The following is a 22,935-nucleotide window of genomic DNA, read 5'->3' on the forward strand; positions in this document are numbered from 1 at the left end:
GAAAGTGCTGGTCACAGCCATTCGTTGATGGCTGCGATCAGCACTGTCGCTTCGTAACGGACGGCGAGTTTGTCGTACCGGGTGGCGACGGCCCGGTGGCGCTTGAGCCGGTTGATCCCGCACTCGACCGCGTGCCGCTGCTTGTAGTCGTCCTTGTCGAACTTTGGCGGGCGCCCGCCGCGCGATCCGCGCTTGAGGCGATTGCGGACCCGGTCCGCCGGAACCGGGATGGTGGCTTTGATTCCGCGTCTGCGCAGGTAGGAGCGGTTGCTGCGGGAGTCGTAGGCCTTGTCTGCCCGGACCCGGTCTGGCCGCTTGCGCGGCCTGCCGAGCCCGAGCCGGGGCACCCGGATCGCCTCCAGGACCGGCTCGAACTGCGGGGAATCACCCCGCTGCCCAGCCGTGATCACCACCGACAGAGGCTTCTGCCCCTGCTCGACCGCGAGGTGGATCTTGCTGGTCAGTCCGCCACGGGAGCGTCCGAGACCGTGGTCGGCCGGCTCGACGAACACTCCGCCGGGCGGCTCCTTCTGGAGGTCCCCCTTTCTGCCGCCCCGGCGGCGTGCTGATGGGCCCGGCAGACGGTGGAGTCGACATTCACGTCCCAGGTGATCAGGCCCTTCGCATCAGCCTCGGCCTGGAGCCGCGTGAGGATCCGGGCCCACGTGCCGTCCCGCTGCCAGCGCCGGAACAGGTCATAGACCCGGTCCCACGGCCCATAGCGTTCGGGCACGTCCCGCCAGGGAGCGCCGGTTCGGGTCCGCCACCGTATGCCGTCTATCAGCTGCCGCCGTGTCCATACCTGCGGACGGCCCGGCTTGATGCCCGTCGGCAGCAACGGCTCAAGCCGGGCCCACTGGCCGTTCGTCAGATCTCCACGTCCCACGACAGGTGATCATCAACGAACAAGATCCACTTTCGCAACAGGCCCTAGAAGGGGAGCACCCCATGCCCTACCCGCACTCCGCCCCCACCGGGCTGGGCCAGGTCGCCCAGCAGGCGGCCCAGGTCCTCTACCAGCACCGCCTGGTCTCCACCATGCAGCTGCACCGGCTCATCACCCCGCACCACACCCGCTCCGAGTTTCTGCGCCGCCAGCTCCACACCCTGCGCCAGGCCGGCTTCGCCGAGGCCGTCGGCCGGCGCAGCGCCGGCCAGACCCAGCTGCTGTGGTGGCTGACGGAGAAGGGGGCGCAGTCCGTGGAGGCCGTCGGCCTGCTCCAGCCTCGCGCATACCGGATGAGCCAGGAGGCCGCCCTCGGCCCGCTCCAGGAGCACACCCTCGCCGTCGTTGAGACCGGAGCGGCCTTCGTCGAGCACGCTCGCCGCCTGGGCCACGAGTGCGGCCCCCTGGACTGGTCGCCCGAGATCGCCCACTACTACCGCGACGAAGCCCGGCCAGGGAGGAGCTGTGCCTCGTCCCGGACGCCGTCCTCAACTACGTCCACACCGCTGGCAAGCAGCGCACCCTGCTGACCTTCTTCGTCGAGGTCGACCGCACCCAGATGACCATCGCCCGCCTCTCCCAGAAGCTGCACGCCTACGTTGCCTACCACGAGTACGCGCCTCAGCCCCAGAGCGCCAAGGGAACCCGCGGGCCGCGGCGCCAGGCCGCGATGCCGGCCTGGCGCTACCGGTACCCCGCGTTCCCCCGGCTTCTGCTCGTCCTGACCGGAGCCTCTGAGGACCGTCTGGCTCGCCGGATTGCCGACCTGCGCAGCCTCGCCGCCAGCGATCCCGCACTCGCGACAACCGCACTCCGCGCCGGCGTCACCACCCTGGACCAGCTCCGCGCCCATGGTCCGTTCGAGCCCGCCTTCACTCCGATCCTCGGCCCTTCGGAACCTGTGGATGCCTGGATCAGGGGGGCAGTGGCAGCTGCTGCCTGAGACGGCCGATAGGGGCGGGAGGCTTGGCCTCCCGCCCCTATCAACGTGCATCTTTCCTGTGGAGCACAGTGTGGTGAAATCCCGCGCCGATCACCTTTCCCACAGGGAAACGTGTCGTGCAACGAGCATCGTCATGCTGTGCGCCTCAGCGGCACGACGTTGCTCCGTTCCGGCTCAGCCACCGGGCCGAGACCGTAATACGTGACGTTGCCGTGGCGCTGGGCCACCCGCAGCCAGCCGGCCTTCGTGAGCACCGGGAGCTGCTTGCTGAAGGTGGTGCGATTCATGTCGATGGCCTCGGCGATCTCCTGCCCGGTCATCACCACGCCGTAGTCGAACTCCGGGTCCTTCTGCGCGGTCAGGTAGAACGCCACCACCCGCATCTGGGGATGCGGCAGGGACAGAGTCCGACTCAGGACGACGGGGTCGATCCCATCGCCGACGAGTGGGTAGCTGCTCATGCTGTGCGTCCTTCCTTCTCAGGCATTCCGGGTAGTACAGGCAAACGGTACGAGGCAGCGTCCTGCTGCTGCTGCTCACCGCCTGCCCGCGAGGCGTGGTGCGCGGTCGCCCGGTAGTAGATGGTTCGCCCGTGTCGCTCGGCCTCGAAGAGCCATCCCCCCTTGGTGAGCTTCTTGATCGACGACGCCACGGTGCGGGTTGTGATGCCGAGGTAGTCGGCCATCTTCTGCCGAGGCCAGCGCAGTACATCTCCGCGCTTCTCGGGACCGTGCACATGAAGGGCGAGTACGTCCCGGTCCGCAGGCGTCAGCCCGGACTCCTTGCTCAGGATGGCAAGGCCGGTGCGGTTACTTACTGCAGTGAAGCCTCCTGGGTAGTTGTAGGGGGTGGTCGGACGTGAGTCGGCGTCCAGTTCTTCCAGCTCCTGGATCACGCCGGTGTCGCGGTCGGCGAAGCGCCGTACGCGCGCGGGTTGTGCCGGCATGGCAGCGAGGCGCACCTTTCCCCTCGGGAACAGTAATCCGAAGATCATTGCACGACACTGTTCCTCAGAACAACACTGCGCGAGTGTCGCGATTCACCTTGTTTCTAGGACAGTTCGGACACCTACGCATCATGAAACCAGAGACACTTCACTGTGCTCATCCAGCACAGTTGCACGTTTCTGGCTTCATCATGTGATGCAGTCAGAGACCCTTTAGGAAAAGGCATTTGCGCAGGTCAGAGACCACTTCGTCTCGGCGCCTTCTATATGCTGGTTACCTGAGGAGGGGTCACGACCCCTTGCCCACCCCTGCTTGAGCCCCACCCTCTGCAACGGACGGTCTGAACAACGGCCAGCGAGGACGAAGGGCCCGCGCGGACTCGAACCTGACCTTGGTAGTGAGCATCGGACCTGCGGCCCGATAACCGGGGGGACCAGCCCCCCGGACCCCCCGCCAGCGCAAAGGCCGCGCTGGACCGGCCGTGGCGCGGGGGCCAGCCCCCGGACCCCCTGGCAAGGGCTGCGCCCCTGCACCCCGCCCCGGGGGCTCCTCGCCCCCGGACCCCTCGCCAGCGCCTTTCGGCTGCGCTGGACCAGCCACTGCCGCCTGCCCTGCGCAGGCTCCCTGAAGGTCGCCCACGCACCGCTCCGGGCCTGGGGGCCCTCCACTGGGCAGTTGCCTCTGGTGGAAGTGGCTGGCGCCGTCCGGGGTGCAGGAGTTCACCGGGCGTCCATGGCCAGGTGACCGGTGCGCGGGACATGATGCGACCGGCCGAGGTTGAAGCGGGGAGCCGAGCAGCAACGCAGCCTGAAGGTTCGAACATTCCCTGACCTGAGGCTGAGTAACGAGGTTCGCGCCGGAGCGCTGTCGGCTGGGTGGACCGGCACCAAGAGCAACAGCGGGTGTAGGGACGTCCCACCATCGGAGACCGTCCGCTCCAAGCTAGACGGTTGCGTCTATTTCCAGCCATTCCGATTACATATTTAGCCAATCCGCTTGCAGAATCCTAAGTGCAGATGAATCGACATTCTGAGTTGCCAGGAAGGGGTGGGCCTGAGCGTTCCAGTTGCTGGCATCTCGCCCCTCGGACTGAATTCCGAGAAGGTACCGCGAGGGAGTAGAAACGTCTGGTTTGCACCATCAGCGTGGCCGTGAACTGCGCTAATGGCTTTCGATGTTGGCCGCCTCTGCGTAACGTATGGGAACAGTCCGGTCGCTTGTGACGGTTTTGGTTCACGCCGCGCGAAAACAGGCCTCAAAGGTCTACACCGGGCGCGATGGCTTTCTACGGGGAGGCAGCGGTACCGATGGCACGACTCGCTCAGCTTGGCCGGAACAGCAGTAGGGCAGTTCCTGCATTTCTCTTGACTGTCTGCGTCGCCTTCACCGCGGCGTGTACCTCATCGAGCGGCTCGGATAACGAGAAGGACAAGGCGGCGTCCCCCACAGCCTCGGCCGCGCCGAGCAAGTCGGCGACGCTCGACCCGGCCGAGGCGGCAAAGGCCGAGGCCCTCACCGCCTACAAGGCGTACTGGACGGAACTGCCCAAGGCCTATGCGGTGCCGGCGATCGAGAGCACCGACCTCAAGAAGTACGCCACCGCGGATGCCCTCAACAAGGCCATCGAGGAAACCGCCAACCTCAAGACCAACGGCCGTGTCATGACCGGCGAGCCGGTCCTCTTGAACCCCACCGTCACCGGGGCGGATCTGGAGAAGAAGAGCCCCAGCGTCTCCGTATTGGCCTGCCTGGACGTCTCAAAGTGGAAGATCACGGACAAAAAGACCGGCCAGCCGGCACCCGTTGCGTCCAGCCCCGTTCCCAAGTACGTCATCACGAGCCAGATGGAGCGCTGGAACGGCTCCTGGATGGTCCTCAAGTACGAACTCCACGCGGATCAGCCGTGCTGACCCGCCGACACGTCGCTCTTGCCCTGCCCCTCGCCCTGTCCCTAGCTCTCCCCGCCACAGCCAAAGCAGACGAGAAGCCGAAGTGCGAGACCGGCTTCGTCTGTCCAATCGTCGTGGTCCCCGGTGGTCCCGGCGGAAGCACTGGCGGAGGATCTGGAGGCGGTGGGGGAGGCGGCGGTGGAGGGGATACCGGCGGAGGCGACAGCCGCTACACCTGCACCTACAGCCTGGCCGACCCCCAGCCCGGGGACGACAGCGCGCTCTGGGGGCCCGGCGGCCGGAAGCCCGGCGTCTCCATGTATATCGAGGACTGCCTCGACAACGAGACCGGCATGCACGACATCAAGAACATCTTCACCGACGCCCCGCCTGGAGGCGGAGGAGGTCCGGTGATTGACCCCGCAGTCGTTGCGCAGCAGGCCGTGGACAAGATGCGGCTGCGCGCGCCGGCGATCGGCATCACGCCGAAGCCGGGCGGCAAGGGCGTTGTCGGCATGCCCGTCTACATGTGGACCGAGACCGGGCCCGAGACGTACGGTCCGAACGTGGCCTCGGCGTCCGTCGGACCGGTATCGGTGACGGCCACAGCCAGGGTGTCGAAGATCGTGTGGAACATGGGTGACGGGAAGACCGTCACCTGCACCACCGCCGGCACGCCCTACAAGCCGGAGTACGGCAAGAACTCGTCTCCCGACTGCGGGCACCGCTATGACAAGCCGTCCTCCACCACCGGCTCCGGCACCTACCACGTCACCGCGACGTCCACCTGGTCCATCGACTGGCAGGTCACCGGCGGCGCCCAGGGCGGACAGCTGACCGAGATCCGCACGAGCGCCGTGGACATCAACGTCGCCGAGGTTCAGGTCCTCAACTAGAACGCGCACGGCTTGCACTTCCCCGAGAGGCAGTACTCCGAATGGAAACCCCCGCCGCCCCGCCGATCCCGCGCCCGGTCGGCCCGCGCACCGAACTCCCCATCACCACCACGGCACCCGTGAAGAAGCAGCGCCGGTACGCCGCGGCCGCCCTCAGCACGGTCCTCGCCGTCGCGGCCGCCCTCGGCGCAGCCGCCGCCGTGTCCGCCGTAGGTGACCGCACGAAGGTCCTGGCCATCGCCAACGACGTCCCGGCCGGACAGCCCCTCACCGACGCGGACATTGTCGTCGCCGAGGTCTCCGCCGACTCGGCCCTCACCCCGATGCCGGCCACCGACCGGGCCAGCGTCGTGGGCAAGCGCCCGGCGGTAGACCTGCGCAAGGGCAGCCTGCTCGTCGCCGGGCAGCTGCAGCCCGGCACCGGCCTGGGCGACGACAAGCAGCAGGTCGGAGTCCAGGCCAAGCGCGGCCAGGCCCCCGCCGGCTCCCTCGTCCCGGGGGACAAGGTCCTCGCGGTCACAGTCCCCGGCCAGGGCGAGCAGCCCACCGGCAAGGACGGCGCCGAAGCCCCGCCCACCTCGGTCAAGGCCGTCGTGGTCTCCGTCAGCCGGCCCGACGCCTCCGGCGCCGTCGTCGTCAACCTCGCGGTCGCCTCCACAGACGGGCCGCTGCTGGCCACCCGCGCCTCCTCCGGCCGGATCGCCCTGGTCCGCGACGTCCGGACCGGACCGTGACCGTCACCGCGCTGGTCAGCGCCAAGTCGTGCGGTGTCACCACCAGCGCCCTCGCGATGACCCTGTCCTCCACACGCCCGTCGCTGCTGGCCGAGTGCGACCCAGCCGGCGGCACCATAAGAGCAGGCCTCTTCCAGGCCCAGATCACCGCCGGGACCGGCCTCTACCACCTCGCCGTAGCCGAACGCGCCGGCGAGGACGCCCTCGCGCAGGCCTTCGCCAGCCACCTCGTCAGCCTCGACGAGTCCGGCAACCGCCAGGTCCTGCCGGGCCTGACCGACCCCGCCCAGGCCCCTGCCCTCGCCCGGACATGGCCCGCCCTAGGGCCTGTTGTGAAAGTGCTGGTCACAGCCATTCGTTGATGGCTGCGATCAGCACTGTCGCTTCGTAACGGACGGCGAGTTTGTCGTACCGGGTGGCGACGGCCCGGTGGCGCTTGAGCCGGTTGATCCCGCACTCGACCGCGTGCCGCTGCTTGTAGTCGTCCTTGTCGAACTTTGGCGGGCGCCCGCCGCGCGATCCGCGCTTGAGGCGATTGCGGACCCGGTCCGCCGGAACCGGGATGGTGGCTTTGATTCCGCGTCTGCGCAGGTAGGAGCGGTTGCTGCGGGAGTCGTAGGCCTTGTCTGCCCGGACCCGGTCTGGCCGCTTGCGCGGCCTGCCGAGCCCGAGCCGGGGCACCCGGATCGCCTCCAGGACCGGCTCGAACTGCGGGGAATCACCCCGCTGCCCAGCCGTGATCACCACCGACAGAGGCTTCTGCCCCTGCTCGACCGCGAGGTGGATCTTGCTGGTCAGTCCGCCACGGGAGCGTCCGAGACCGTGGTCGGCCGGCTCGACGAACACTCCGCCGGGCGGCTCCTTCTGGAGGTCCCCCTTTCTGCCGCCCCGGCGGCGTGCTGATGGGCCCGGCAGACGGTGGAGTCGACATTCACGTCCCAGGTGATCAGGCCCTTCGCATCAGCCTCGGCCTGGAGCCGCGTGAGGATCCGGGCCCACGTGCCGTCCCGCTGCCAGCGCCGGAACAGGTCATAGACCCGGTCCCACGGCCCATAGCGTTCGGGCACGTCCCGCCAGGGAGCGCCGGTTCGGGTCCGCCACCGTATGCCGTCTATCAGCTGCCGCCGTGTCCATACCTGCGGACGGCCCGGCTTGATGCCCGTCGGCAGCAACGGCTCAAGCCGGGCCCACTGGCCGTTCGTCAGATCTCCACGTCCCACGACAGGTGATCATCAACGAACAAGATCCACTTTCGCAACAGGCCCTAGCCCAGGTCATGCGCGTGCTCTCCGACGAAGGCGGCTACGACGTCGTCATCGACGCCGGCCGCCTCGCCCTGGAGTCCGGCCGCCTCCACCCCACCCTCACCCCCGCACCCCTCCTCCACGGCGCCGACCTGGTCCTCCTCGTCGTACGCGCCACCGACCAGTCACTCGCCCTGGCCCGCCACATGACCGAACCGCTGCGCAACGAACTCACCGACCGCGGCACCGGCCCGGACGCCCTCGGCGTCCTCCTCATCGAGGACGGCCCCCGCCGCGCCCACGAGGTCTCCGAGGCCCTGCGCCTGCCCGTGATGGCGGCACTGCCGTGGGAGCCGGACACGGCCGCCTACCTGGCGGGAACCGGCCGGGCTCCGCGCGGACTGAAGAAGTCCGCGCTCCTGAACTCGGCCCGCAACGCGCTCGGCCACCTCCAGGCGGCCGCCTCACGCCGAGCCCTGCACCAGAAGTACGCGCCCACCGCACCGGCGCCAGCACCGGCCGCGTTGCCGGCACCAGCAGCTGCGCCGGCACCCGCCTTGGAGGCACCCGTTCCGCAGGTCGCCGGGGTGCTCCAGCGCCTGGGACAGGGAAAGGTGGACCCCCGTGTCTGACGCACAACAGCGCCCCGACGGCGGGGCCGCGCGTGGCCCCGCCGACATCGCCGGACTGCTGACCGGCCGCATCGGCACCACCCGCATCCCCCAGCCGGCCGCCGCCCCCGCACCGGAGCCCGCGCTGCCGGCTCCCACCCGGCCGACGGCCGCCAGCCCGGGCGCCGTACCGAAACTTGCTGGGCTTCCCGGCCAGCTACCGGTCGGCTGGGAGGTGATCGAAGCGCTCCAGGCGGAGGTGTCCGCCGAGCTGTCCGCGCACGACCCCGGCCGCCTGCTGGAGGAGGACGACCGCCGGGCCCAGGCCCGCTCCATGGTGACGAAAGCCGTCGCGAGCTGGGCCACCAAGTACTCGCATGGAGCCCCCGCCCTCTCAGCGGACGAGGAACGCGCCATCGGGAGCGCGGTGTTCGACGCCATGTTCCGCGGCGGCCGCCTCCAGGGCCTCCTGGACGAGCAAGGCGTCGAGGACGTCATGGTCGACGGCGTCCGCGCACACATCGAGTACTACGACCGTCCCCGCCGCACCATCGAGCGGGTCGCCGACTCCCACGCGGAGCTGATCACCTGGGTGAACCGCATGGCCGGCCTGTCAGGGCACGGCGAGCGCGCCCTGACGCAGGCCACCCCCAACGTCGGTTTCCGCATGCCCGACGGCTCCCGCGTCACCGCGAGCCTCCTCACCACCCGCCCCTCAGTGGTCATCCGAAAGCACCGCATCCGCCAGCACGGCATCGACGAACTCGTCCGCTGGGGCTCGATCAACCCGCTCCTGCGATCCTTCCTGCAGTCCTGCGTCCAGGCGAAGCTGAACATCCTGGTCGTCGGCGACATGGGCGCGGGCAAGACCTCGCTGCTCCGCGCCCTGGGCCGGGAGATCCCGCCGGGGGAGCGGATCGCGACCCTGGAGTCCGACCGCGAGCTCTACCTCGACGAGCCAGGCCCGCCCGACAAGCCGGGGCCGCTGACGTTCGCGTTCGAGGCCCGCCAGTCCAACGGCGAGGTCCGCGGGGGCGCCAACTCCGGCGAGGTCACCATCGGCGACATGTTCCCCACCGCCCTGCGCTACAACGTGCACCGGGTCATCGTCGGTGAGGTCCGCTCCACCGAGGTCCTGCCCATGCTCCAGGCGATGTCCGCGGGCGGCTCCGGCTCGATGTGCACCCTGCACGTGCGCCGTCCGCACGCGATCATCTCCCGCCTGGTGCAGCTGTGCACCGAGGCCGGCATGCAGACCGAGGCCGCCAACCACTTGATCGCCAGTGCGATCGACGTGGTCGTCTACCTCACCTACCTCGACGAGACCGCGATCGGCGGCCGCAAGCACCGCTTCGTCTCCCACATCTACGAGGTCCACGATGTCGTCGGTGAGGGCGGCCGCCCCACCACCAGCGAACTCTTCGCCCCCCACGGGGACGAACCGCGCGCGGTGTACCGAAACATGCCGAGCTTCATAGACGTCTTGGAGCGCACCGGTTCTTTCCATCGCCATTGGCTGGCCAAGGACCCCGAGGGTGCCTGGGGCCCGGCTCTGCAGACGGTGAGCCGATGAACGCATACAGGTTGGCGACGAGTCGGCGCCTTGATCGCCGTGGTGCTGTACGTGATGCGGTAGACGTTCGGGAGGCCAAGTGAACTCCGCCCAGCTCGCCCTTGTCGCGGCGCTGTGCGCCCTCGTCACGGTCCTCGCCGGCATCCTGGCCGTGCGCGAGTGGCGCGGCCGTGTCGTGGACCAGGCGAAGCCCGCTTCCCGCCGTGCCAGTCGGATCCGGGCGGCGAAGGCCGGCCTGCCCGAGGCCTGGCAGCGCCGCTGGCGCGCCCTGGTCATCACCGCCGGTATCACCGTGCTCGCGGTGTGGGCGTACACCGGGTGGCCCGTCCACGGCGTCCTCGCCGGCGCCGCGGTCCTCGGCTTCCCGTTCCTCCTCAACCCGGGCACGGCGGCCGAGCAGCGCATCGAGCGACTGGAGGCGATCGGTCAGTGGCTCAACGGCCTGGCCGGCATCCACACCGCGGGCATCAGCCTCGTCCAGACGATCCGCGCCAGCGCCCGCAACGCCCCCGCCCCCATCGCCGCGAACGTCCGAGCGCTCGATGAGCGGCTGCGTTCCGGCATGGACTCCAAGCAGGCCTTCGCGCTGTTCGCGGACGAGCTCGGCGACGGCGTCGTGGACCACGTCGCCCTGCTCTTCCAGTCGCACGCTGCGAACATGGGCCCGGGCCTGTCGACGGCGCTGGAGGCGCTGGCGGTGACGATCCACCAGCAGGCCGCCGACGCCCGCGACATCGAGTCCGACCGCGCCAAGATCCGCAAATCCTCGCGGATTGTGTCCATCGTGATCTGCATCGTCTTCGTCGGCTGCATGCTCAACGAGGCCTGGTCCGCCTGGTACCAGTCCCCGGCCGGGCAGCTCGCGCTCGCGATTCTGGGCGGTCTCTTCGCCTGGACGCTGTCCTGGCTGCGCCGGGCTGCCGCGACGAAGCCGGACCCCCGCCTCCTCAACCCCCTGGACCAGGCCGAGCCGGCCCTGACGGGAGCCGCCCGATGATCCCCATGGAAGCGGTCCTGCCCGCCGCGGCCGCCGGCGCCCTCACCGGCGTGGCCATCCGCGCCCTGCTGCCTGCCCGGCCCAACGTCGTCTCGGTCATGGACCGGCTCGACGCCGATCACATCGCCCGCCAGCCCCGCATCACCGCCACCAGCACCGGGTCCCTGCCCGAGAAGGTCGGCACGCGGCTTCTCAGCGCGTTCGGCGAGCGGATCACCCTGCCCGTCCGCGACCTCAACCTGCTCCGCATCAGCCCGGCCGAACACCTGGGCAAGAGGTTCCTCTTCGCGCTCTACGGCCTGGTCCTGCCGCAGCTGGCCGGGGCACTCCTGGCCATGCTCGGGGTGAGCCTGCCCTTCGTGATGCCGGCCGCCGCAGGCCTCGGCCTCGGCGCGCTGTTCTGGCTGTGGCCCGGCCAGGAAGTCAAGAAGGAAGCCGCCGCCGCGCGCCTAGGGCCTGTTGTGAAAGTGCTGGTCACAGCCATTCGTTGATGGCTGCGATCAGCACTGTCGCTTCGTAACGGACGGCGAGTTTGTCGTACCGGGTGGCGACGGCCCGGTGGCGCTTGAGCCGGTTGATCCCGCACTCGACCGCGTGCCGCTGCTTGTAGTCGTCCTTGTCGAACTTTGGCGGGCGCCCGCCGCGCGATCCGCGCTTGAGGCGATTGCGGACCCGGTCCGCCGGAACCGGGATGGTGGCTTTGATTCCGCGTCTGCGCAGGTAGGAGCGGTTGCTGCGGGAGTCGTAGGCCTTGTCTGCCCGGACCCGGTCTGGCCGCTTGCGCGGCCTGCCGAGCCCGAGCCGGGGCACCCGGATCGCCTCCAGGACCGGCTCGAACTGCGGGGAATCACCCCGCTGCCCAGCCGTGATCACCACCGACAGAGGCTTCTGCCCCTGCTCGACCGCGAGGTGGATCTTGCTGGTCAGTCCGCCACGGGAGCGTCCGAGACCGTGGTCGGCCGGCTCGACGAACACTCCGCCGGGCGGCTCCTTCTGGAGGTCCCCCTTTTTGCCGCCCCGGCGGCGTGCTGATGGGCCCGGCAGACGGTGGAGTCGACATTCACGTCCCAGGTGATCAGGCCCTTCGCATCAGCCTCGGCCTGGAGCCGCGTGAGGATCCGGGCCCACGTGCCGTCCCGCTGCCAGCGCCGGAACAGGTCATAGACCCGGTCCCACGGCCCATAGCGTTCGGGCACGTCCCGCCAGGGAGCGCCGGTTCGGGTCCGCCACCGTATGCCGTCTATCAGCTGCCGCCGTGTCCATACCTGCGGACGGCCCGGCTTGATGCCCGTCGGCAGCAACGGCTCAAGCCGGGCCCACTGGCCGTTCGTCAGATCTCCACGTCCCACGACAGGTGATCATCAACGAACAAGATCCACTTTCGCAACAGGCCCTAGTGGTCCGGCACGCCGCTGCCTCCTACCTCGACCGCGTCGCCCTGGCCCGCATCGCCAACTCCGGCGCCGCCCAGGCCCTGACCGACACCGCCGATGTCGGCGATGGCTGGATCTTCGAGCGGATGCGCCAGGCGTTCTACGAGGCCGACCTCGCCGGAGTCACCGTCTGGGACGCCCTCAAGCAGCTCGGCGAGGAACTCGACATCCCCGAACTGACCCGCCCGGCCGACACCCTCGCCCTCGCGGGCGACGGCGCCGCCGTCTACACCACCCTCCAGGCCCAAGCCCGCCAGCTGCGCGTCGCGATCCTCGCCGACGCCAAGGCCCAAGCCAACGAAGCGAGCACCAGCATGGTGCTGCCGGTGACCTTCGCGGTCCTGCTGATGCTCGTCTTCGTCGTCCTGCCGCCCGTTGTCTCCATGTTCAACGGCTGAACCCCAAGGGAGAAACCATGCACATCCGCTTCCTCACCACCTTCCTCGCCGCCCGTGTCGAGCGCCTGAAGAACGCCCCGCGCGACGCCGGCCAGACCTCGGCCGAGCTCGCCGTCATCGCCGGCGTCGTCATCGCCATCGCCATCGCGGTCGTCGCCGCGATCAAGACCTTCACCGACGCCAAGATCCCGCTCATCAGCGGCTGAACCACCCACCAGAAGGAAGGAAGCGGCGTGAAAGACCAGGCCGGCAACCGGTGGCGGCGCCTACGCGCACGTCTGCGGGAGGAAGGCGACTGGGGCTCGGGCAGCGTCGAGCTGGCCGTACTCGCCGTCGTGGTGCTGTTCCTGGTCTTCGCCGCGATCCAGACCGGCATGTACTACCACGCCCGATCCGTCGCCCGCTCCGCCGCCACCCAAGGGGTGGAGGCCGGCCGCCAGCTCGGCGCCGGCCCCGGCGACGGCGTCGCCCAGGCCCAGGAACTCCTCGCCAAGTACGGCAGCGTCCGCGGCTCGTCCGTATCCGCCGACGGCAGCGGCCCCGAGCAGATCCGCATCACAGTGCGCGGCACCGTCGCCACCCTGGTCCCCGGCTTCGAGCTGGATGTCGTCCAGAGCGCGGAAGCTCCGGTCGAGCGTTGGGTGGAGGCGCCATGAAGTGGGTACGGCGCATCAACTGGCGAGAGGACCGGGGCAGCTACAGCGTCGAGACCGTCATCCTCGCCCCAGCCATCATCGCCCTCATGCTCCTCATGATCGCGTTCGGACGGGTCACCGACGCGTCCGGCGCAGTGGAAGGCGCCGCGCGGGCGGCCGCGCGCGCTGCCTCTCTTGAACGGGAAGCCGGCGCCGCGCAGGCCTCAGGGGCGGCGGCCGCGACTCGCAGCCTGGGCGGCGAGGGCATCCACTGCGCCTCTTCCAGCGTCTCGGTCGACACCTCCGGCTACGGCCTCGACCTCGGCCAGGACGCCACCGTCCGCGTCACCGTGGCCTGTACGGCTCCGCTCGGCGAGATCGGACTGCCCGGCCTCCCGGGATCCCGCACGCTCCGGGCTTCGTGGACCAGCCCGATTGATTCCTACAGGGGCCGCCAGTGATCACCGCCCTCACCCGCCGCCTTGCCGCTGTGCGGGACCGCTTCCGCCACGACGGGGACCGCGGGTCGCTCTCGCCGTTCTACGCGCTGAGCGCCATCGGCATCATCATGATCATGGGGCTGCTGGTCGACGGCGGCGGCGCCCTCAACGCGACGAACAAGGCCACCGGCCTCGCGCAGGAAGCGGCCCGCGCGGCCGGCCAGCAGCTCAACGTGCCCGCCGCCGTCCAGGGCACCGAGATCACGGTGGATCCGGACGCCGCCGTCGCCGCCGCCCAGGACTACCTCGCCGCCCAGGACGTCTCGGGCTCCGTGACCGTCACCGACGGCGGTCAGCGCCTCGAAGTCACCGTCCACGACACCTACACCACGTTGTTCGCTCAGTTCGTGGGTAGGTCGACGATCAGCGTGTCCGGCAAGGCACACGCCCGACTGCACACCCAAGCCGGAGGCTGACCGCCCCATGAGCACCCCCCTACGCCTGCTCCGCGCCTTGCTCGGCCTCGCCGTCCTGGCCGCACTAATCGCCGGGATCCCCCTCGTCCTGCTGGCCGTCGGGCACCAGCCCACCGACTTCGCCGGCGGCTGGGACCTGCTGACCCAGCAGGACGACGGCCGGCTGTTCTTCACGGTGCTCACGACCATCGGCTGGATCGGCTGGGCGCTGTTCACCCTCTCCGCCCTCGTCGAAATCGTCGCCCTGTTCCGCGGCCGCAAGGCGAAGCGGATCAAGGGCCTCGGCGGGATGCAGTCCTTCGCCGGCCTCCTCATCGGCGGCCTCGTCCTGATCGCCCCCACCGCTGCCTCGGCCGCCACGACCGGCCCGGCCGTCGCAGCAACTGCCGTGCAGACGGCGGGCACCAGCAGCGCGGCGACGGCCCAAACGGCGGCGGCGGAGCAGGACGCCTGGCCCACCCACACGGTCACCGGGGACTCCGAGCTCCCGTGGGACCTGGCCGAGCAATACCTGGGCAGCGGACCGCGCTGGAAGGACATCGCCGCGCTCAACCCATCCATCCCGCAACTCGCGGCCGGCGACCAGTTCCTGCCCAAGGGCAGCGTGATCCGGCTCCCCGCCGACGCCAACATCGCCAAGCCGGCCGCCCCGGCCCCGGCTACGGCGCCCTCCCAGGCAGCGGCCGAGACGGCCGCGCCCGTGCAGCAGCCCGCGCAGGCCGCCCCCACGGACGCCAAGCCTGCTGCGGCTGAGGCCGAGCATGTCGTCAAGGCCGGTGAAAACCTGTGGGGCATCGCGGACGAGCACGGCGACCCCGAGGACTGGCCGGAGATCTTCGAGGCCAACCGGGGCAAGCAGCTGCCCGGCGGCGGGACGTTCGACAACCCGGACCTGATCGTCCCAGGTCAGGAACTCATCCTCCCCACGGCAACAGCCCCGGCCCCCGCTTCCGACAGCCGGCCCGCCCCGAACACCAAGACGCCCCCGAAGCCGGACACGGCGAAGGACACCCCCGCGCCGACGGCGCCCGCCCCTGCGCCCTCGACGCCCTCCACGCCTGCGCCTGCCGCCTCCACCCCCAGCACCGCGCCCACCACAGCCGTTCCCGCGCCCGCGCAGGACGGCCAGAAGGCGGACACCGCCCAGCAGCTGCAGGATCCTGACGAGGCCTTGGCCCCCGCTGCCGTTTGGATGGGAGCCGGCGCCCTGGCCGCCGCCCTTATCGGCACGCTCGCCACCCGCCGCATCCTTCAGCAGCGCCGCCGTCGGCCCGGCCGACGCATCCCCATGCCCACCGGCAGCGCCGCCGCTACCGAACAGGGCCTGCGCGCAGCCCAGCACCCCACTGGATTCGACCTCCTCGACGCCGCCCTACGCACCCTCGCCCTCAACCTCGCCGCCGCAGAGCGTGAGCTGCCGGTGGTCACCGCCGTCGTCCTGCACGAGCAGAAGGTCGAACTCCACCTCGACCAGGACACCGCGCCGATGAAGCCCTTCTCCGCCGCCGCCGGCGGCACAAATCTATGGGCGTGCCCGGCCTCCAGCCCCGACCTCGCCGACCGCGACGCTCTGCAAGGCGCCGATGCGCCGTACCCGGCGCTCGTCTCCCTGGGCTGGGACGACGCCGGCCGCCTTAGGGCCTGTTGCGAAAGTGGATCTTGTTCGTTGATGATCACCTGTCGTGGGACGTGGAGATCTGACGAACGGCCAGTGGGCCCGGCTTGAGCCGTTGCTGCCGACGGGCATCAAGCCGGGCCGTCCGCAGGTATGGACACGGCGGCAGCTGATAGACGGCATACGGTGGCGGACCCGAACCGGCGCTCCCTGGCGGGACGTGCCCGAACGCTATGGGCCGTGGGACCGGGTCTATGACCTGTTCCGGCGCTGGCAGCGGGACGGCACGTGGGCCCGGATCCTCACGCGGCTCCAGGCCGAGGCTGATGCGAAGGGCCTGATCACCTGGGACGTGAATGTCGACTCCACCGTCTGCCGGGCCCATCAGCACGCCGCCGGGGCGGCAAAAAGGGGGACCTCCAGAAGGAGCCGCCCGGCGGAGTGTTCGTCGAGCCGGCCGACCACGGTCTCGGACGCTCCCGTGGCGGACTGACCAGCAAGATCCACCTCGCGGTCGAGCAGGGGCAGAAGCCTCTGTCGGTGGTGATCACGGCTGGGCAGCGGGGTGATTCCCCGCAGTTCGAGCCGGTCCTGGAGGCGATCCGGGTGCCCCGGCTCGGGCTCGGCAGGCCGCGCAAGCGGCCAGACCGGGTCCGGGCAGACAAGGCCTACGACTCCCGCAGCAACCGCTCCTACCTGCGCAGACGCGGAATCAAAGCCACCATCCCGGTTCCGGCGGACCGGGTCCGCAATCGCCTCAAGCGCGGATCGCGCGGCGGGCGCCCGCCAAAGTTCGACAAGGACGACTACAAGCAGCGGCACGCGGTCGAGTGCGGGATCAACCGGCTCAAGCGCCACCGGGCCGTCGCCACCCGGTACGACAAACTCGCCGTCCGTTACGAAGCGACAGTGCTGATCGCAGCCATCAACGAATGGCTGTGACCAGCACTTTCACAACAGGCCCTAGTCCTCGTCGACCTGGAGCATGTCGGCGTCCTCCACCTGGACGGCGACACCGACCACGCCCGCCACGTCCTGCAAGCCATCGCAGTAGAACTCGCCAGCACCCCGCTGCCCGGCCACCTGGAGATCACCGCGCTGGCCGATACGGCCGCCGGCCTCGACGAGGCAGCACCCGAACGCGTCGCCCGCACCCACGACCTCGCCGACGCGGTCGCCGAACTCACCAGCCACACCGCCGACCAGCGCCGCGCCCTGGCCGCGCTCGGCGCACCCACCCTCCGCGCAGCGCGCCTCCAGGAAGACGCCGGCGGCTCCTGGACACCTCACATCCTCCTCGCTGGCGAGCTTCCCCGAAGGGGATCAGACCGAGTCGCTGCTCGGTCTGATCACGGCCCAGCCGCGGGTCGCCAGCGCGGTCGTCACGGCCAGCGGGAACGCGGATTTTGCTCCGGAGGGGGGCTGGACCCTGGACTGCGCGGGCCCCGACGCGACCATCGTCCTGCCCGGCTCCGGCCTGCCCATCAAACTCCAGGGCCTGTCGGACCCGCACCTTGCCGACGCGATCGAGCTGCTCACCCTCTCCGCCGCCGACACCGACGTGCCCGCTCGCGACGAGTGGCTCGACGGCCTCCTCGACACCGACGAGCAGGCGGAGGCGCAGGAGGACCACGACCAGGAGGACGCGGACGATGACGAGGAAGACGCGGCGGACGACGCTGAGGAGAGCAGCGACGACGAAGCACCGCAGCCGGAGGCTAGCGCCGACGAGGACGGTATGCCGGACGAATACGCCGACATCGAGCGCGAGGAGCTGGAGACCGAGCATCAGGCCGACACCGACACTGAGGCCGACGAGACGGACGAGGGGCCCGCACAGCCCGCAGACCCCACGGCTGAGGCATCCGACGACCAAACCGAGCACGGCACCAGCGGCCAGACCCCCGCTGACCTCTTCGAGCCGCCCGCCGTCCCCGCCCCGGCCCCGGCAACCGCTGCGCCTGCACAGGCGCCCGCAGCCAGCCCCCTGCTGACGATGCAGGGAGGGGACCCGACCGAGGCGACCCCTGAGGCAGAAAACCCAGTACCGGCCCCCCTCCCGGTCGCAGCCCCGGTTCCACTCCCCGTACCGGTGCCCGCCCCGACCGCCACCGCTGACGATGCCGACGGCACCGAGGGGAGCGCGCCGAAGGTGCTCCTACTCGGGCGGGTGGTCATCGAGGGCGCCGCCGGCCGGATCGACTCCAACCGGCAGAGCGCCGCCGTCGAGCTCCTCTCCTACCTCGCGCTTAACCCCGGCGCCGACCACCACGCGATCGATGACGCCCTCTGGCCGGGCCGCCTGGTCAACAAGCAGATGCGCAACGCCGTCATCTCACGCACCCGCTCCTGGCTCGGCAAGAATGCCGGGGGCGAGGCCTACTTCCCGCGGGTCCAGGACACCGGTGACAGCCGCTACCGACTCGCCCAGGCCGTCACCTGCGACTGGAAGGCCTTCCAGAACTTCGCCCGCACCGGCCTCGCCCGCCACGACGAGGACGGCGAGCTCGCCCTGCGCAGGGCCCTCTCACTCGTCCGAGGCCGTCCCTTCGCCGCGATCGACCCCCAGCGCTACGCCTGGGCCGAGCCGGCCATCCAGGAAATGGTCTCGGCCATCGCCGACGTCGCCTACGAGCTGTCCACCCGTCGTCGGGAGGCCGCCGACTACGCCAGCGCGCTCTGGGCCGCCCAGCAGGGCCTCCTCGCCGCTGAAGAGAACGAAATGTTGCACCGGCAGGTCTTTCTTGCCCACCACGCAGCCGGAGACGTAATCGCCCTCCGCGAAGCCGCCGCGCGGTTGACCCGGATCAACGAGGGTTTCGGCGGGGGAATGGACATGGAGGCCGAGACCGCGCAGCTCCTGAGCACCCTGTTGCCGACGCCGGCCATCCGACGCTAGCGACCGGCCGACTCGCCAAGAAATGGAGGGATCGTGCGTTCTGGAGCGGGCGGTGAGCCGGGTCCAGTCGACTTCGGCGTCTTCCGTCCGCATGCAAGAGCAACCGAATGAAAACGGTTACCTAGAGCGATAGAGCCCCAGCTCAGGAAGTGTCGACCCCGCGCCCGCGGGGATGGTCCCTGGAACGCCTCGGACTCCGTGGCGGGCCGCATGTCCGCGCCCGCGGGGATGGTCCGGGACCGGGAAGATCGACCTCGGCGAACCCCCGGTCGACCCCGCGCCTGCGGGGATGGTCCGGCCTTCGGCGAGACTCTGGCCCGCACCCTGGAGTCGCCTGCGGGGATGGTCCGGCGCGCGGACAGCTCCGCCGTGACGGCGTTGAGTCGACCCCGCGCCCGCGGGGATCGTCCGGAAGTGCGCTCGGCCGTTACCGGCCTGCCGCAGTCGCCCGCCTGGCGCCGCCCATTGGCGGCCACCGAGCAGGTGGGTGGGGAGATCCTCAGCCTGCCCTTCCACCAGCACCTCAGCGACTACGACATCGCCCGCGTGGCGATCACACTCGACCGAACCCTCAACTCCGTCGGGAGGCTCATGATGCGTAAGCTCCTGACAGTGTGCCTGGGTAACCAGCCGCAGCCCGCTCGCGCAGGTCGCACTCACGCGCAGGGGCGGACCGGCGGTCACCGTCCACTCTGCCGGGCTGATCGGCAAGTGGCAAGACCACCCCGCCAACCCGTCCATGATCAACGCAGCCCGGCGCCTGGGACTCGACCTCACCCACCACCGAGGACAGCAGATCACCCGCCAGGACCTGGACTGGGCGGACGACGTCCTGGCGATGGATACCGCCGTCCTCGACACCCTCCATGCGATCGACGACGGCCGCAACGCCCAAAAACTGGGCCTCTACCTTCCGGGCCGCGACGTTCCCGACCCGGTGGGACAGGACGAGAGCACCTTCCACGACTGCGCCGTGGTGATCGAGGCGGGCACCGCCCTGCACATCGGACCACACCGCCCGAAGTCCGGCTGATCAGCCGGATGCGGCGGTGGCCTCGGCAGTCAACCATCTCTCGGCAGATCTGCGGCGTGCGCTCGGCACCGAACCAATCCCCTGGGACAAGGGGCAGCGGCCCGGCGAGCTCGTCCTGCACGCCCTGGACCCCCTGGTCCGACGGCTGCTGGCAGGAATGAGAGGGCTGGAAGACCTCGAGCGCATCGAAGCAGGCCAGCTCGCATGGGAACAACTCGCCTGGCGCCGCAGCTGGGAGATCGCCGACCGCCTCCTGCAGTCGGTACCGGTTGGAGCATACGCGGGACGAAGCACCTCCCAGGGGGAGGGCAAGCCCGAGCGTACGCACCGCGTCCCGCTGGCTGAGGCCTCCTTCCTCAGACGACGAGCGGAAATCCTCCACCGCGCTGACGCTCTGCGCCGCACCAACGGACGCTCCGACAGCCGGTAGAGCACAACGGCCGAGGCGCCACCATTCGGACACGCCAGCCGGATCGATCCGACCACACTCCCAGGGCACCCTCGGGGATCCCGCATGCCCTCCTGTGCCACAGAAACCTCATCACGTCTGGAAGCGGTCATGACCGAAATAGACCACACGCAATACAGAATCTGGCACCGCTACACCGCGGCGGACGGCACCTGGCGCCGCAAGACCGGCACCCCCGCCGCCCAGCGCCCACCCGGAGAAGACCTCGCCGTGCTGCGCAGGGGACTCGGCCGCCCCGCCGGAACCGTGCTGGAGATGTTCCCCTTCTACACCTGCCCGGTCGACGACTTCGCCGCACGCCGCGGAGAGGTCTCGGCTGCGCAGGAGGCCGAGCACACAGCACTCGCCCTATACGGGCTCCACCAGCAGAGTCAGGACCGGCCCATGCACCGTGACTCCTTCGGCCTGGGCAGGGCGATGCTCGAACTCCGGCGCCACGAGCGCAGCAGCGAGGCAGCCGTCGACGCCCGATTCCAGCAGGCCTTCTCTGCGACCTCGACACCGGCCCTCCAACTCCGGCTGCGCGGACTGATCACCCAGCTCAGGGACATCAAGCAGCCCCTCGACTACAACCAGCTGGCCTCAGACCTCCTCCACTGGAGCCGCCCCGAATCCCGCACCCGCGTGCGCCGCCGCTGGGGCCTGGACTACTACGCGTGGACCCAGAAGCCGGAGTCTCCGCCGTCAGGCCGCTGACCGACCGCAACCTCGACAGCCCCCACCGCAGTCGCCCCCTTACCCACGCGCGTCGGCCGACGCAGGTCCGTCGCGCACGGCCCATTGACAATCTGGAGCCACCTATGAACCAGCGCCTCTACATCGATGTTCACGTCGTCCAGACCGTCCCACCCGCCAACCTCAACCGTGACGACCAGGGAAACCCCAAGGAAGCCGTCTACGGAGGGGTCCGCCGCTCCCGCATTTCCTCCCAGGCCTGGAAGCGGGCAACCCGCCAGCATTTCGACGCCCAGGCCCCCGAGCCCGAGCGCGCCACCCGCACCAAGCGCATCACGAACGAACTTGCCACCCGGATTGAGACCAACACCTCCGGCGTGAACCACGACGACGCCCGACGTATCGCAGCCGCCATGCTCGCCCAGCTCGGCCTCAGCCAGGGCAAGAAGGCCGGAGACACCGCCTACCTCCTCTTCTATGGCAACGCCCAGCTCGACAACGTCGCGGCCCTGGTACAGAACCAGGCCGTGGACCTGGCCGCCCTCGACGACAAGGCACTGGTCGAGGCGCTCAAGGAACTGCCCGTCGCGAAGACCTTCACCACCGGACACCCCACGGGCGTCGCCCTCTTCGGCCGGATGGTCGCCGACATCCCCAAACTCAACGTCGACGCCGCCGTACAGGTCGCCCACGCGCTCTCCACCCATGAGACGCAGCTTGAATTCGACTACTTCACCGCCGTCGACGACCAGAACGAAAAGGATGAGACCGGTGCCGGAATGATCGGCACCATCGGCTTCAACTCCGCCACCCTCTACCGCTACGCCACCGTCGGATTCGCCCAGCTGACCGACAACCTCGGCGGTGACACCGAAGCCGCCCTCGAGGCTCTCGACCACTTCGTCGACAGCTTCGCCCTCTCCACACCCACCGGTTACCAGAACGCCTTCGCGCACCGCACCCGGCCCAGCCTCGTCGCAGTCGTCGTGCGCACCGACCAGCCCGTCAACCTGGTATCAGCCTTCGAAGAACCCGTGGCGGCAGAAGCCGGCATCCAGGCGAACTCCGCCCGTCGCCTCGCCGAGGAGCACATCACCGCCACACAGATCTGGGGGGACGCCCCCCTGTACAACGCAGCCAGCCATACCTTCACCACAAGCGAGCCCCGCACCAAGGACACTGCCGAAACCCTCACCCAAGCCTTCGGCGCCCCGGTCACCTTCGCCGACCTGCGCACCACCCTGCGAGCCCGCATCACAACCGCCCTGGGAGCCCAGGCGTGAGCACCGCAGACCCGAACGCAGTCCTCCTCCTGCGTCTGGCCGCCCCCCTTCAGTCATGGGGCGACCGCAGCACCTTCAACCGGCGCGAAACCCGGCCCGAACCCACGAAATCCGGCATCATCGGCCTCCTCGCCGCAGCCGCCGGCCGCTCACGCCACGCCGCCCTGGACGACCTAGCCAGCCTTGCCCTCGGCATCCGCATCGACCAGCCCGGCACCCTCCTGCGCGACTACCACACCGTCAGTGACTACCGCGGCCAGCCACTGCTCTCCGCCGCCGTGAACGCCAAAGGCCGGCAAAAGCCCACCTCACCCGCCAAGCACACCCACATCACCCAGCGGTTCTACCTCCAGGACGCCATCTTTCTCGCAGCAGTGGCAGGCCCCCAAGGCCTCATCGCCACCCTCGAACACGCCGTGAGCCACCCCGCCTTCCCGCTCGCCCTGGGCCGCCGCTCCTGCGTCCCCACACAACCCCTGTCCCTGGGCCAGCGCACCGGCCACCTCGAAGACGCGCTGCGCGCAGAGCCCTGGCAGGCCGCCCCCGCCGTACGCAAGCGGTGGGGCCGCCAGAACGGCCACGCGGCCCACATCGACCTACCCGTCACCCTCGACGACCCCGCAGGAGACGAAGTCCGCGACGACGTCCCTGTGTCCTTCGCCCCCAACGGCCGAACCTTCACCACCCGCCGCACTCGGCACACCTACCTTCAAGCGCCCACCGGCCTCACACCCGACCCCGCACGCCCGCGGAACACCGGCGGCCACGACCCCTTCGCCCTCCTGGGCTGGTGACCGAC

The 22,935-nt window shown here is 69.9% G+C and carries 28 protein-coding genes and 1 pseudogene; 23 read left to right on the forward strand and 6 right to left on the reverse strand.

What is annotated here, in order from left to right; translation table 11 throughout:
• Positions 1–11 precede the first annotated feature (11 nt).
• A protein-coding gene (locus AC2RP6_RS02205; protein WP_486444384.1) for an IS5 family transposase occupies positions 12–886 on the reverse strand; the annotation gives its coding sequence in 2 pieces (ribosomal slippage) (positions 12–493 and positions 493–886; 876 coding nt in all).
• A 62-nt stretch (positions 887–948) separates the two neighbouring features.
• Between AC2RP6_RS02205 and AC2RP6_RS02210 the strand changes: the two genes are divergently transcribed.
• Both AC2RP6_RS02210 and AC2RP6_RS02215 read left to right on the forward strand, forming a co-directional pair.
• On the forward strand, positions 949–1,476 hold the full coding sequence (locus tag AC2RP6_RS02210; RefSeq protein WP_486444517.1) for a replication-relaxation family protein: 528 nt from the start codon (positions 949–951) through the stop codon (positions 1,474–1,476).
• On the forward strand, positions 1,410–1,889 hold the full coding sequence (locus tag AC2RP6_RS02215; RefSeq protein ID WP_486444621.1) for a hypothetical protein: 480 nt from the start codon (positions 1,410–1,412) through the stop codon (positions 1,887–1,889). Before AC2RP6_RS02210 ends, AC2RP6_RS02215 begins: the two co-directional genes overlap by 67 nt.
• A gap of 131 nt (positions 1,890–2,020) precedes the next feature.
• Here AC2RP6_RS02215 and AC2RP6_RS02220 read toward each other — a convergent pair whose 3' ends face one another.
• Positions 2,021–2,350: a hypothetical protein gene (locus AC2RP6_RS02220; protein ID WP_469528228.1), complete on the reverse strand. Its 330-nt coding sequence runs from the start codon at positions 2,348–2,350 to the stop codon at positions 2,021–2,023.
• Positions 2,347–2,883, reverse strand: a complete 537-nt coding sequence (locus AC2RP6_RS02225) for a hypothetical protein (protein WP_486444518.1) — start codon at positions 2,881–2,883, stop codon at positions 2,347–2,349. The genes AC2RP6_RS02220 and AC2RP6_RS02225 overlap by 4 nt, the downstream gene beginning before the upstream one ends.
• A gap of 1,230 nt (positions 2,884–4,113) precedes the next feature.
• Between AC2RP6_RS02225 and AC2RP6_RS02230 the strand changes: the two genes are divergently transcribed.
• The 4 genes from AC2RP6_RS02230 (at position 4,114) to AC2RP6_RS02245 (ending at position 6,717) form a co-directional block, all read left to right on the forward strand.
• Positions 4,114–4,746 (forward strand): hypothetical protein, encoded by a 633-nt coding sequence (locus AC2RP6_RS02230; protein ID WP_486444519.1) that lies wholly within the window; start codon positions 4,114–4,116, stop codon positions 4,744–4,746.
• A 296-nt stretch (positions 4,747–5,042) separates the two neighbouring features.
• The gene (locus AC2RP6_RS02235) at positions 5,043–5,621 is read left to right on the forward strand and encodes an ATP/GTP-binding protein (RefSeq protein ID WP_470195530.1); all 579 of its coding nucleotides are present in this window, start codon (positions 5,043–5,045) and stop codon (positions 5,619–5,621) included.
• Positions 5,622–5,662: 41 nt separating this feature from the next.
• Positions 5,663–6,355: an SAF domain-containing protein gene (locus AC2RP6_RS02240; protein WP_486444520.1), complete on the forward strand. Its 693-nt coding sequence runs from the start codon at positions 5,663–5,665 to the stop codon at positions 6,353–6,355.
• Positions 6,352–6,717, forward strand: coding sequence for a hypothetical protein (locus AC2RP6_RS02245; protein ID WP_486444521.1), 366 nt, complete (start codon positions 6,352–6,354; stop codon positions 6,715–6,717). The genes AC2RP6_RS02240 and AC2RP6_RS02245 overlap by 4 nt, the downstream gene beginning before the upstream one ends.
• Here AC2RP6_RS02245 and AC2RP6_RS02250 read toward each other — a convergent pair.
• Positions 6,701–7,575 (reverse strand): IS5 family transposase gene (locus AC2RP6_RS02250; RefSeq protein WP_486444384.1). Its coding sequence is split into 2 segments (ribosomal slippage): positions 6,701–7,182 and positions 7,182–7,575, totalling 876 coding nucleotides; the frame shifts between segments, so codons are not numbered across the junction. The two genes, AC2RP6_RS02245 and AC2RP6_RS02250, sit on opposite strands and share 17 nt — an antisense overlap.
• A gap of 62 nt (positions 7,576–7,637) precedes the next feature.
• On the opposite strand from AC2RP6_RS02250, the gene AC2RP6_RS02255 reads away from it, so the two are divergent.
• From AC2RP6_RS02255 to AC2RP6_RS02270, 4 genes are all read left to right on the forward strand, one after another.
• Entirely contained in the window at positions 7,638–8,231 is a 594-nt protein-coding gene (locus tag AC2RP6_RS02255) for a hypothetical protein (protein WP_486444522.1), read from the forward strand.
• Positions 8,224–9,783, forward strand: a complete 1,560-nt coding sequence (locus tag AC2RP6_RS02260; protein ID WP_486444523.1) for a TadA family conjugal transfer-associated ATPase — start codon at positions 8,224–8,226, stop codon at positions 9,781–9,783. Before AC2RP6_RS02255 ends, AC2RP6_RS02260 begins: the two co-directional genes overlap by 8 nt.
• A gap of 79 nt (positions 9,784–9,862) precedes the next feature.
• Positions 9,863–10,780 (forward strand): type II secretion system F family protein, encoded by a 918-nt coding sequence (locus AC2RP6_RS02265; protein WP_470195533.1) that lies wholly within the window; start codon positions 9,863–9,865, stop codon positions 10,778–10,780.
• Positions 10,777–11,271 (forward strand): hypothetical protein, encoded by a 495-nt coding sequence (locus AC2RP6_RS02270; RefSeq protein ID WP_486444524.1) that lies wholly within the window; start codon positions 10,777–10,779, stop codon positions 11,269–11,271. Before AC2RP6_RS02265 ends, AC2RP6_RS02270 begins: the two co-directional genes overlap by 4 nt.
• Here the strand turns inward: AC2RP6_RS02270 and AC2RP6_RS02275 are convergent.
• Positions 11,255–12,129 (reverse strand): IS5 family transposase gene (locus tag AC2RP6_RS02275; protein ID WP_486444433.1). Its coding sequence is split into 2 segments (ribosomal slippage): positions 11,255–11,736 and positions 11,736–12,129, totalling 876 coding nucleotides; the frame shifts between segments, so codons are not numbered across the junction. The two genes, AC2RP6_RS02270 and AC2RP6_RS02275, sit on opposite strands and share 17 nt — an antisense overlap.
• A gap of 47 nt (positions 12,130–12,176) precedes the next feature.
• Between AC2RP6_RS02275 and AC2RP6_RS02280 the strand changes: the two genes are divergently transcribed.
• The 7 genes from AC2RP6_RS02280 to AC2RP6_RS02310 all read left to right on the forward strand — a co-directional run bounded on the left by AC2RP6_RS02280 (position 12,177) and on the right by AC2RP6_RS02310 (position 16,719).
• Complete coding sequence (locus tag AC2RP6_RS02280) at positions 12,177–12,611, forward strand: type II secretion system F family protein (RefSeq protein ID WP_486444525.1); 435 nt, start codon at positions 12,177–12,179, stop codon at positions 12,609–12,611.
• 17 nt (positions 12,612–12,628) lie between these two features.
• On the forward strand, positions 12,629–12,817 hold the full coding sequence (locus AC2RP6_RS02285; protein ID WP_400751250.1) for a hypothetical protein: 189 nt from the start codon (positions 12,629–12,631) through the stop codon (positions 12,815–12,817).
• A 27-nt stretch (positions 12,818–12,844) separates the two neighbouring features.
• A complete protein-coding gene (locus tag AC2RP6_RS02290; RefSeq protein ID WP_486444526.1) occupies positions 12,845–13,267 on the forward strand; it encodes a TadE/TadG family type IV pilus assembly protein in 423 nt (140 codons plus the stop codon).
• Positions 13,264–13,707 (forward strand): TadE family protein, encoded by a 444-nt coding sequence (locus AC2RP6_RS02295; protein ID WP_400751244.1) that lies wholly within the window; start codon positions 13,264–13,266, stop codon positions 13,705–13,707. The genes AC2RP6_RS02290 and AC2RP6_RS02295 overlap by 4 nt, the downstream gene beginning before the upstream one ends.
• On the forward strand, positions 13,704–14,162 hold the full coding sequence (locus AC2RP6_RS02300; protein WP_486444527.1) for a TadE/TadG family type IV pilus assembly protein: 459 nt from the start codon (positions 13,704–13,706) through the stop codon (positions 14,160–14,162). Before AC2RP6_RS02295 ends, AC2RP6_RS02300 begins: the two co-directional genes overlap by 4 nt.
• 7 nt (positions 14,163–14,169) lie before the next feature.
• A complete protein-coding gene (locus tag AC2RP6_RS02305) occupies positions 14,170–15,888 on the forward strand; it encodes a LysM peptidoglycan-binding domain-containing protein (protein WP_486444528.1) in 1,719 nt (572 codons plus the stop codon).
• Positions 15,845–16,719, forward strand: a protein-coding gene (locus AC2RP6_RS02310; RefSeq protein WP_486444433.1) for an IS5 family transposase whose coding sequence is annotated in 2 segments (ribosomal slippage) — positions 15,845–16,238 and positions 16,238–16,719 — 876 coding nt in all. Because the reading frame shifts where the segments join, the coding sequence is not laid out codon by codon here. The genes AC2RP6_RS02305 and AC2RP6_RS02310 overlap by 44 nt, the downstream gene beginning before the upstream one ends.
• 21 nt (positions 16,720–16,740) lie before the next feature.
• On the opposite strand, the gene AC2RP6_RS02315 is transcribed toward AC2RP6_RS02310, so the two are convergent.
• Positions 16,741–17,067, reverse strand: coding sequence for a hypothetical protein (locus tag AC2RP6_RS02315; protein WP_486444529.1), 327 nt, complete (start codon positions 17,065–17,067; stop codon positions 16,741–16,743).
• 271 nt (positions 17,068–17,338) lie between these two features.
• On the opposite strand from AC2RP6_RS02315, the gene AC2RP6_RS02320 reads away from it, so the two are divergent.
• The 6 genes and pseudogenes from AC2RP6_RS02320 to cas5e all read left to right on the forward strand — a co-directional run bounded on the left by AC2RP6_RS02320 (position 17,339) and on the right by cas5e (position 22,930).
• Positions 17,339–18,676, forward strand: coding sequence for an AfsR/SARP family transcriptional regulator (locus AC2RP6_RS02320; RefSeq protein WP_486444530.1), 1,338 nt, complete (start codon positions 17,339–17,341; stop codon positions 18,674–18,676).
• Positions 18,677–19,313: 637 nt separating this feature from the next.
• Positions 19,314–19,709 (forward strand): annotated as a pseudogene (locus AC2RP6_RS02325) (arsenate reductase/protein-tyrosine-phosphatase family protein); the annotation flags it as partial.
• A 16-nt stretch (positions 19,710–19,725) separates the two neighbouring features.
• Complete coding sequence (locus AC2RP6_RS02330) at positions 19,726–20,139, forward strand: hypothetical protein (protein WP_486444531.1); 414 nt, start codon at positions 19,726–19,728, stop codon at positions 20,137–20,139.
• 129 nt (positions 20,140–20,268) lie between these two features.
• A complete protein-coding gene (gene casB / locus AC2RP6_RS02335) occupies positions 20,269–20,874 on the forward strand; it encodes a type I-E CRISPR-associated protein Cse2/CasB (protein WP_486444532.1) in 606 nt (201 codons plus the stop codon).
• Between the two features lie 104 nt (positions 20,875–20,978).
• A complete protein-coding gene (gene cas7e, locus AC2RP6_RS02340; RefSeq protein ID WP_470166257.1) occupies positions 20,979–22,136 on the forward strand; it encodes a type I-E CRISPR-associated protein Cas7/Cse4/CasC in 1,158 nt (385 codons plus the stop codon).
• Positions 22,133–22,930 carry a type I-E CRISPR-associated protein Cas5/CasD gene (cas5e, locus tag AC2RP6_RS02345; protein ID WP_486444533.1) on the forward strand — a complete coding sequence of 266 codons (798 nt, stop codon included), beginning with the start codon at positions 22,133–22,135 and terminating at the stop codon, positions 22,928–22,930. The genes cas7e and cas5e overlap by 4 nt, the downstream gene beginning before the upstream one ends.
• Positions 22,931–22,935 lie beyond the last annotated feature (5 nt).

It is taken from the genome of Streptomyces sp. WAC03905, from assembly GCF_057371075.1.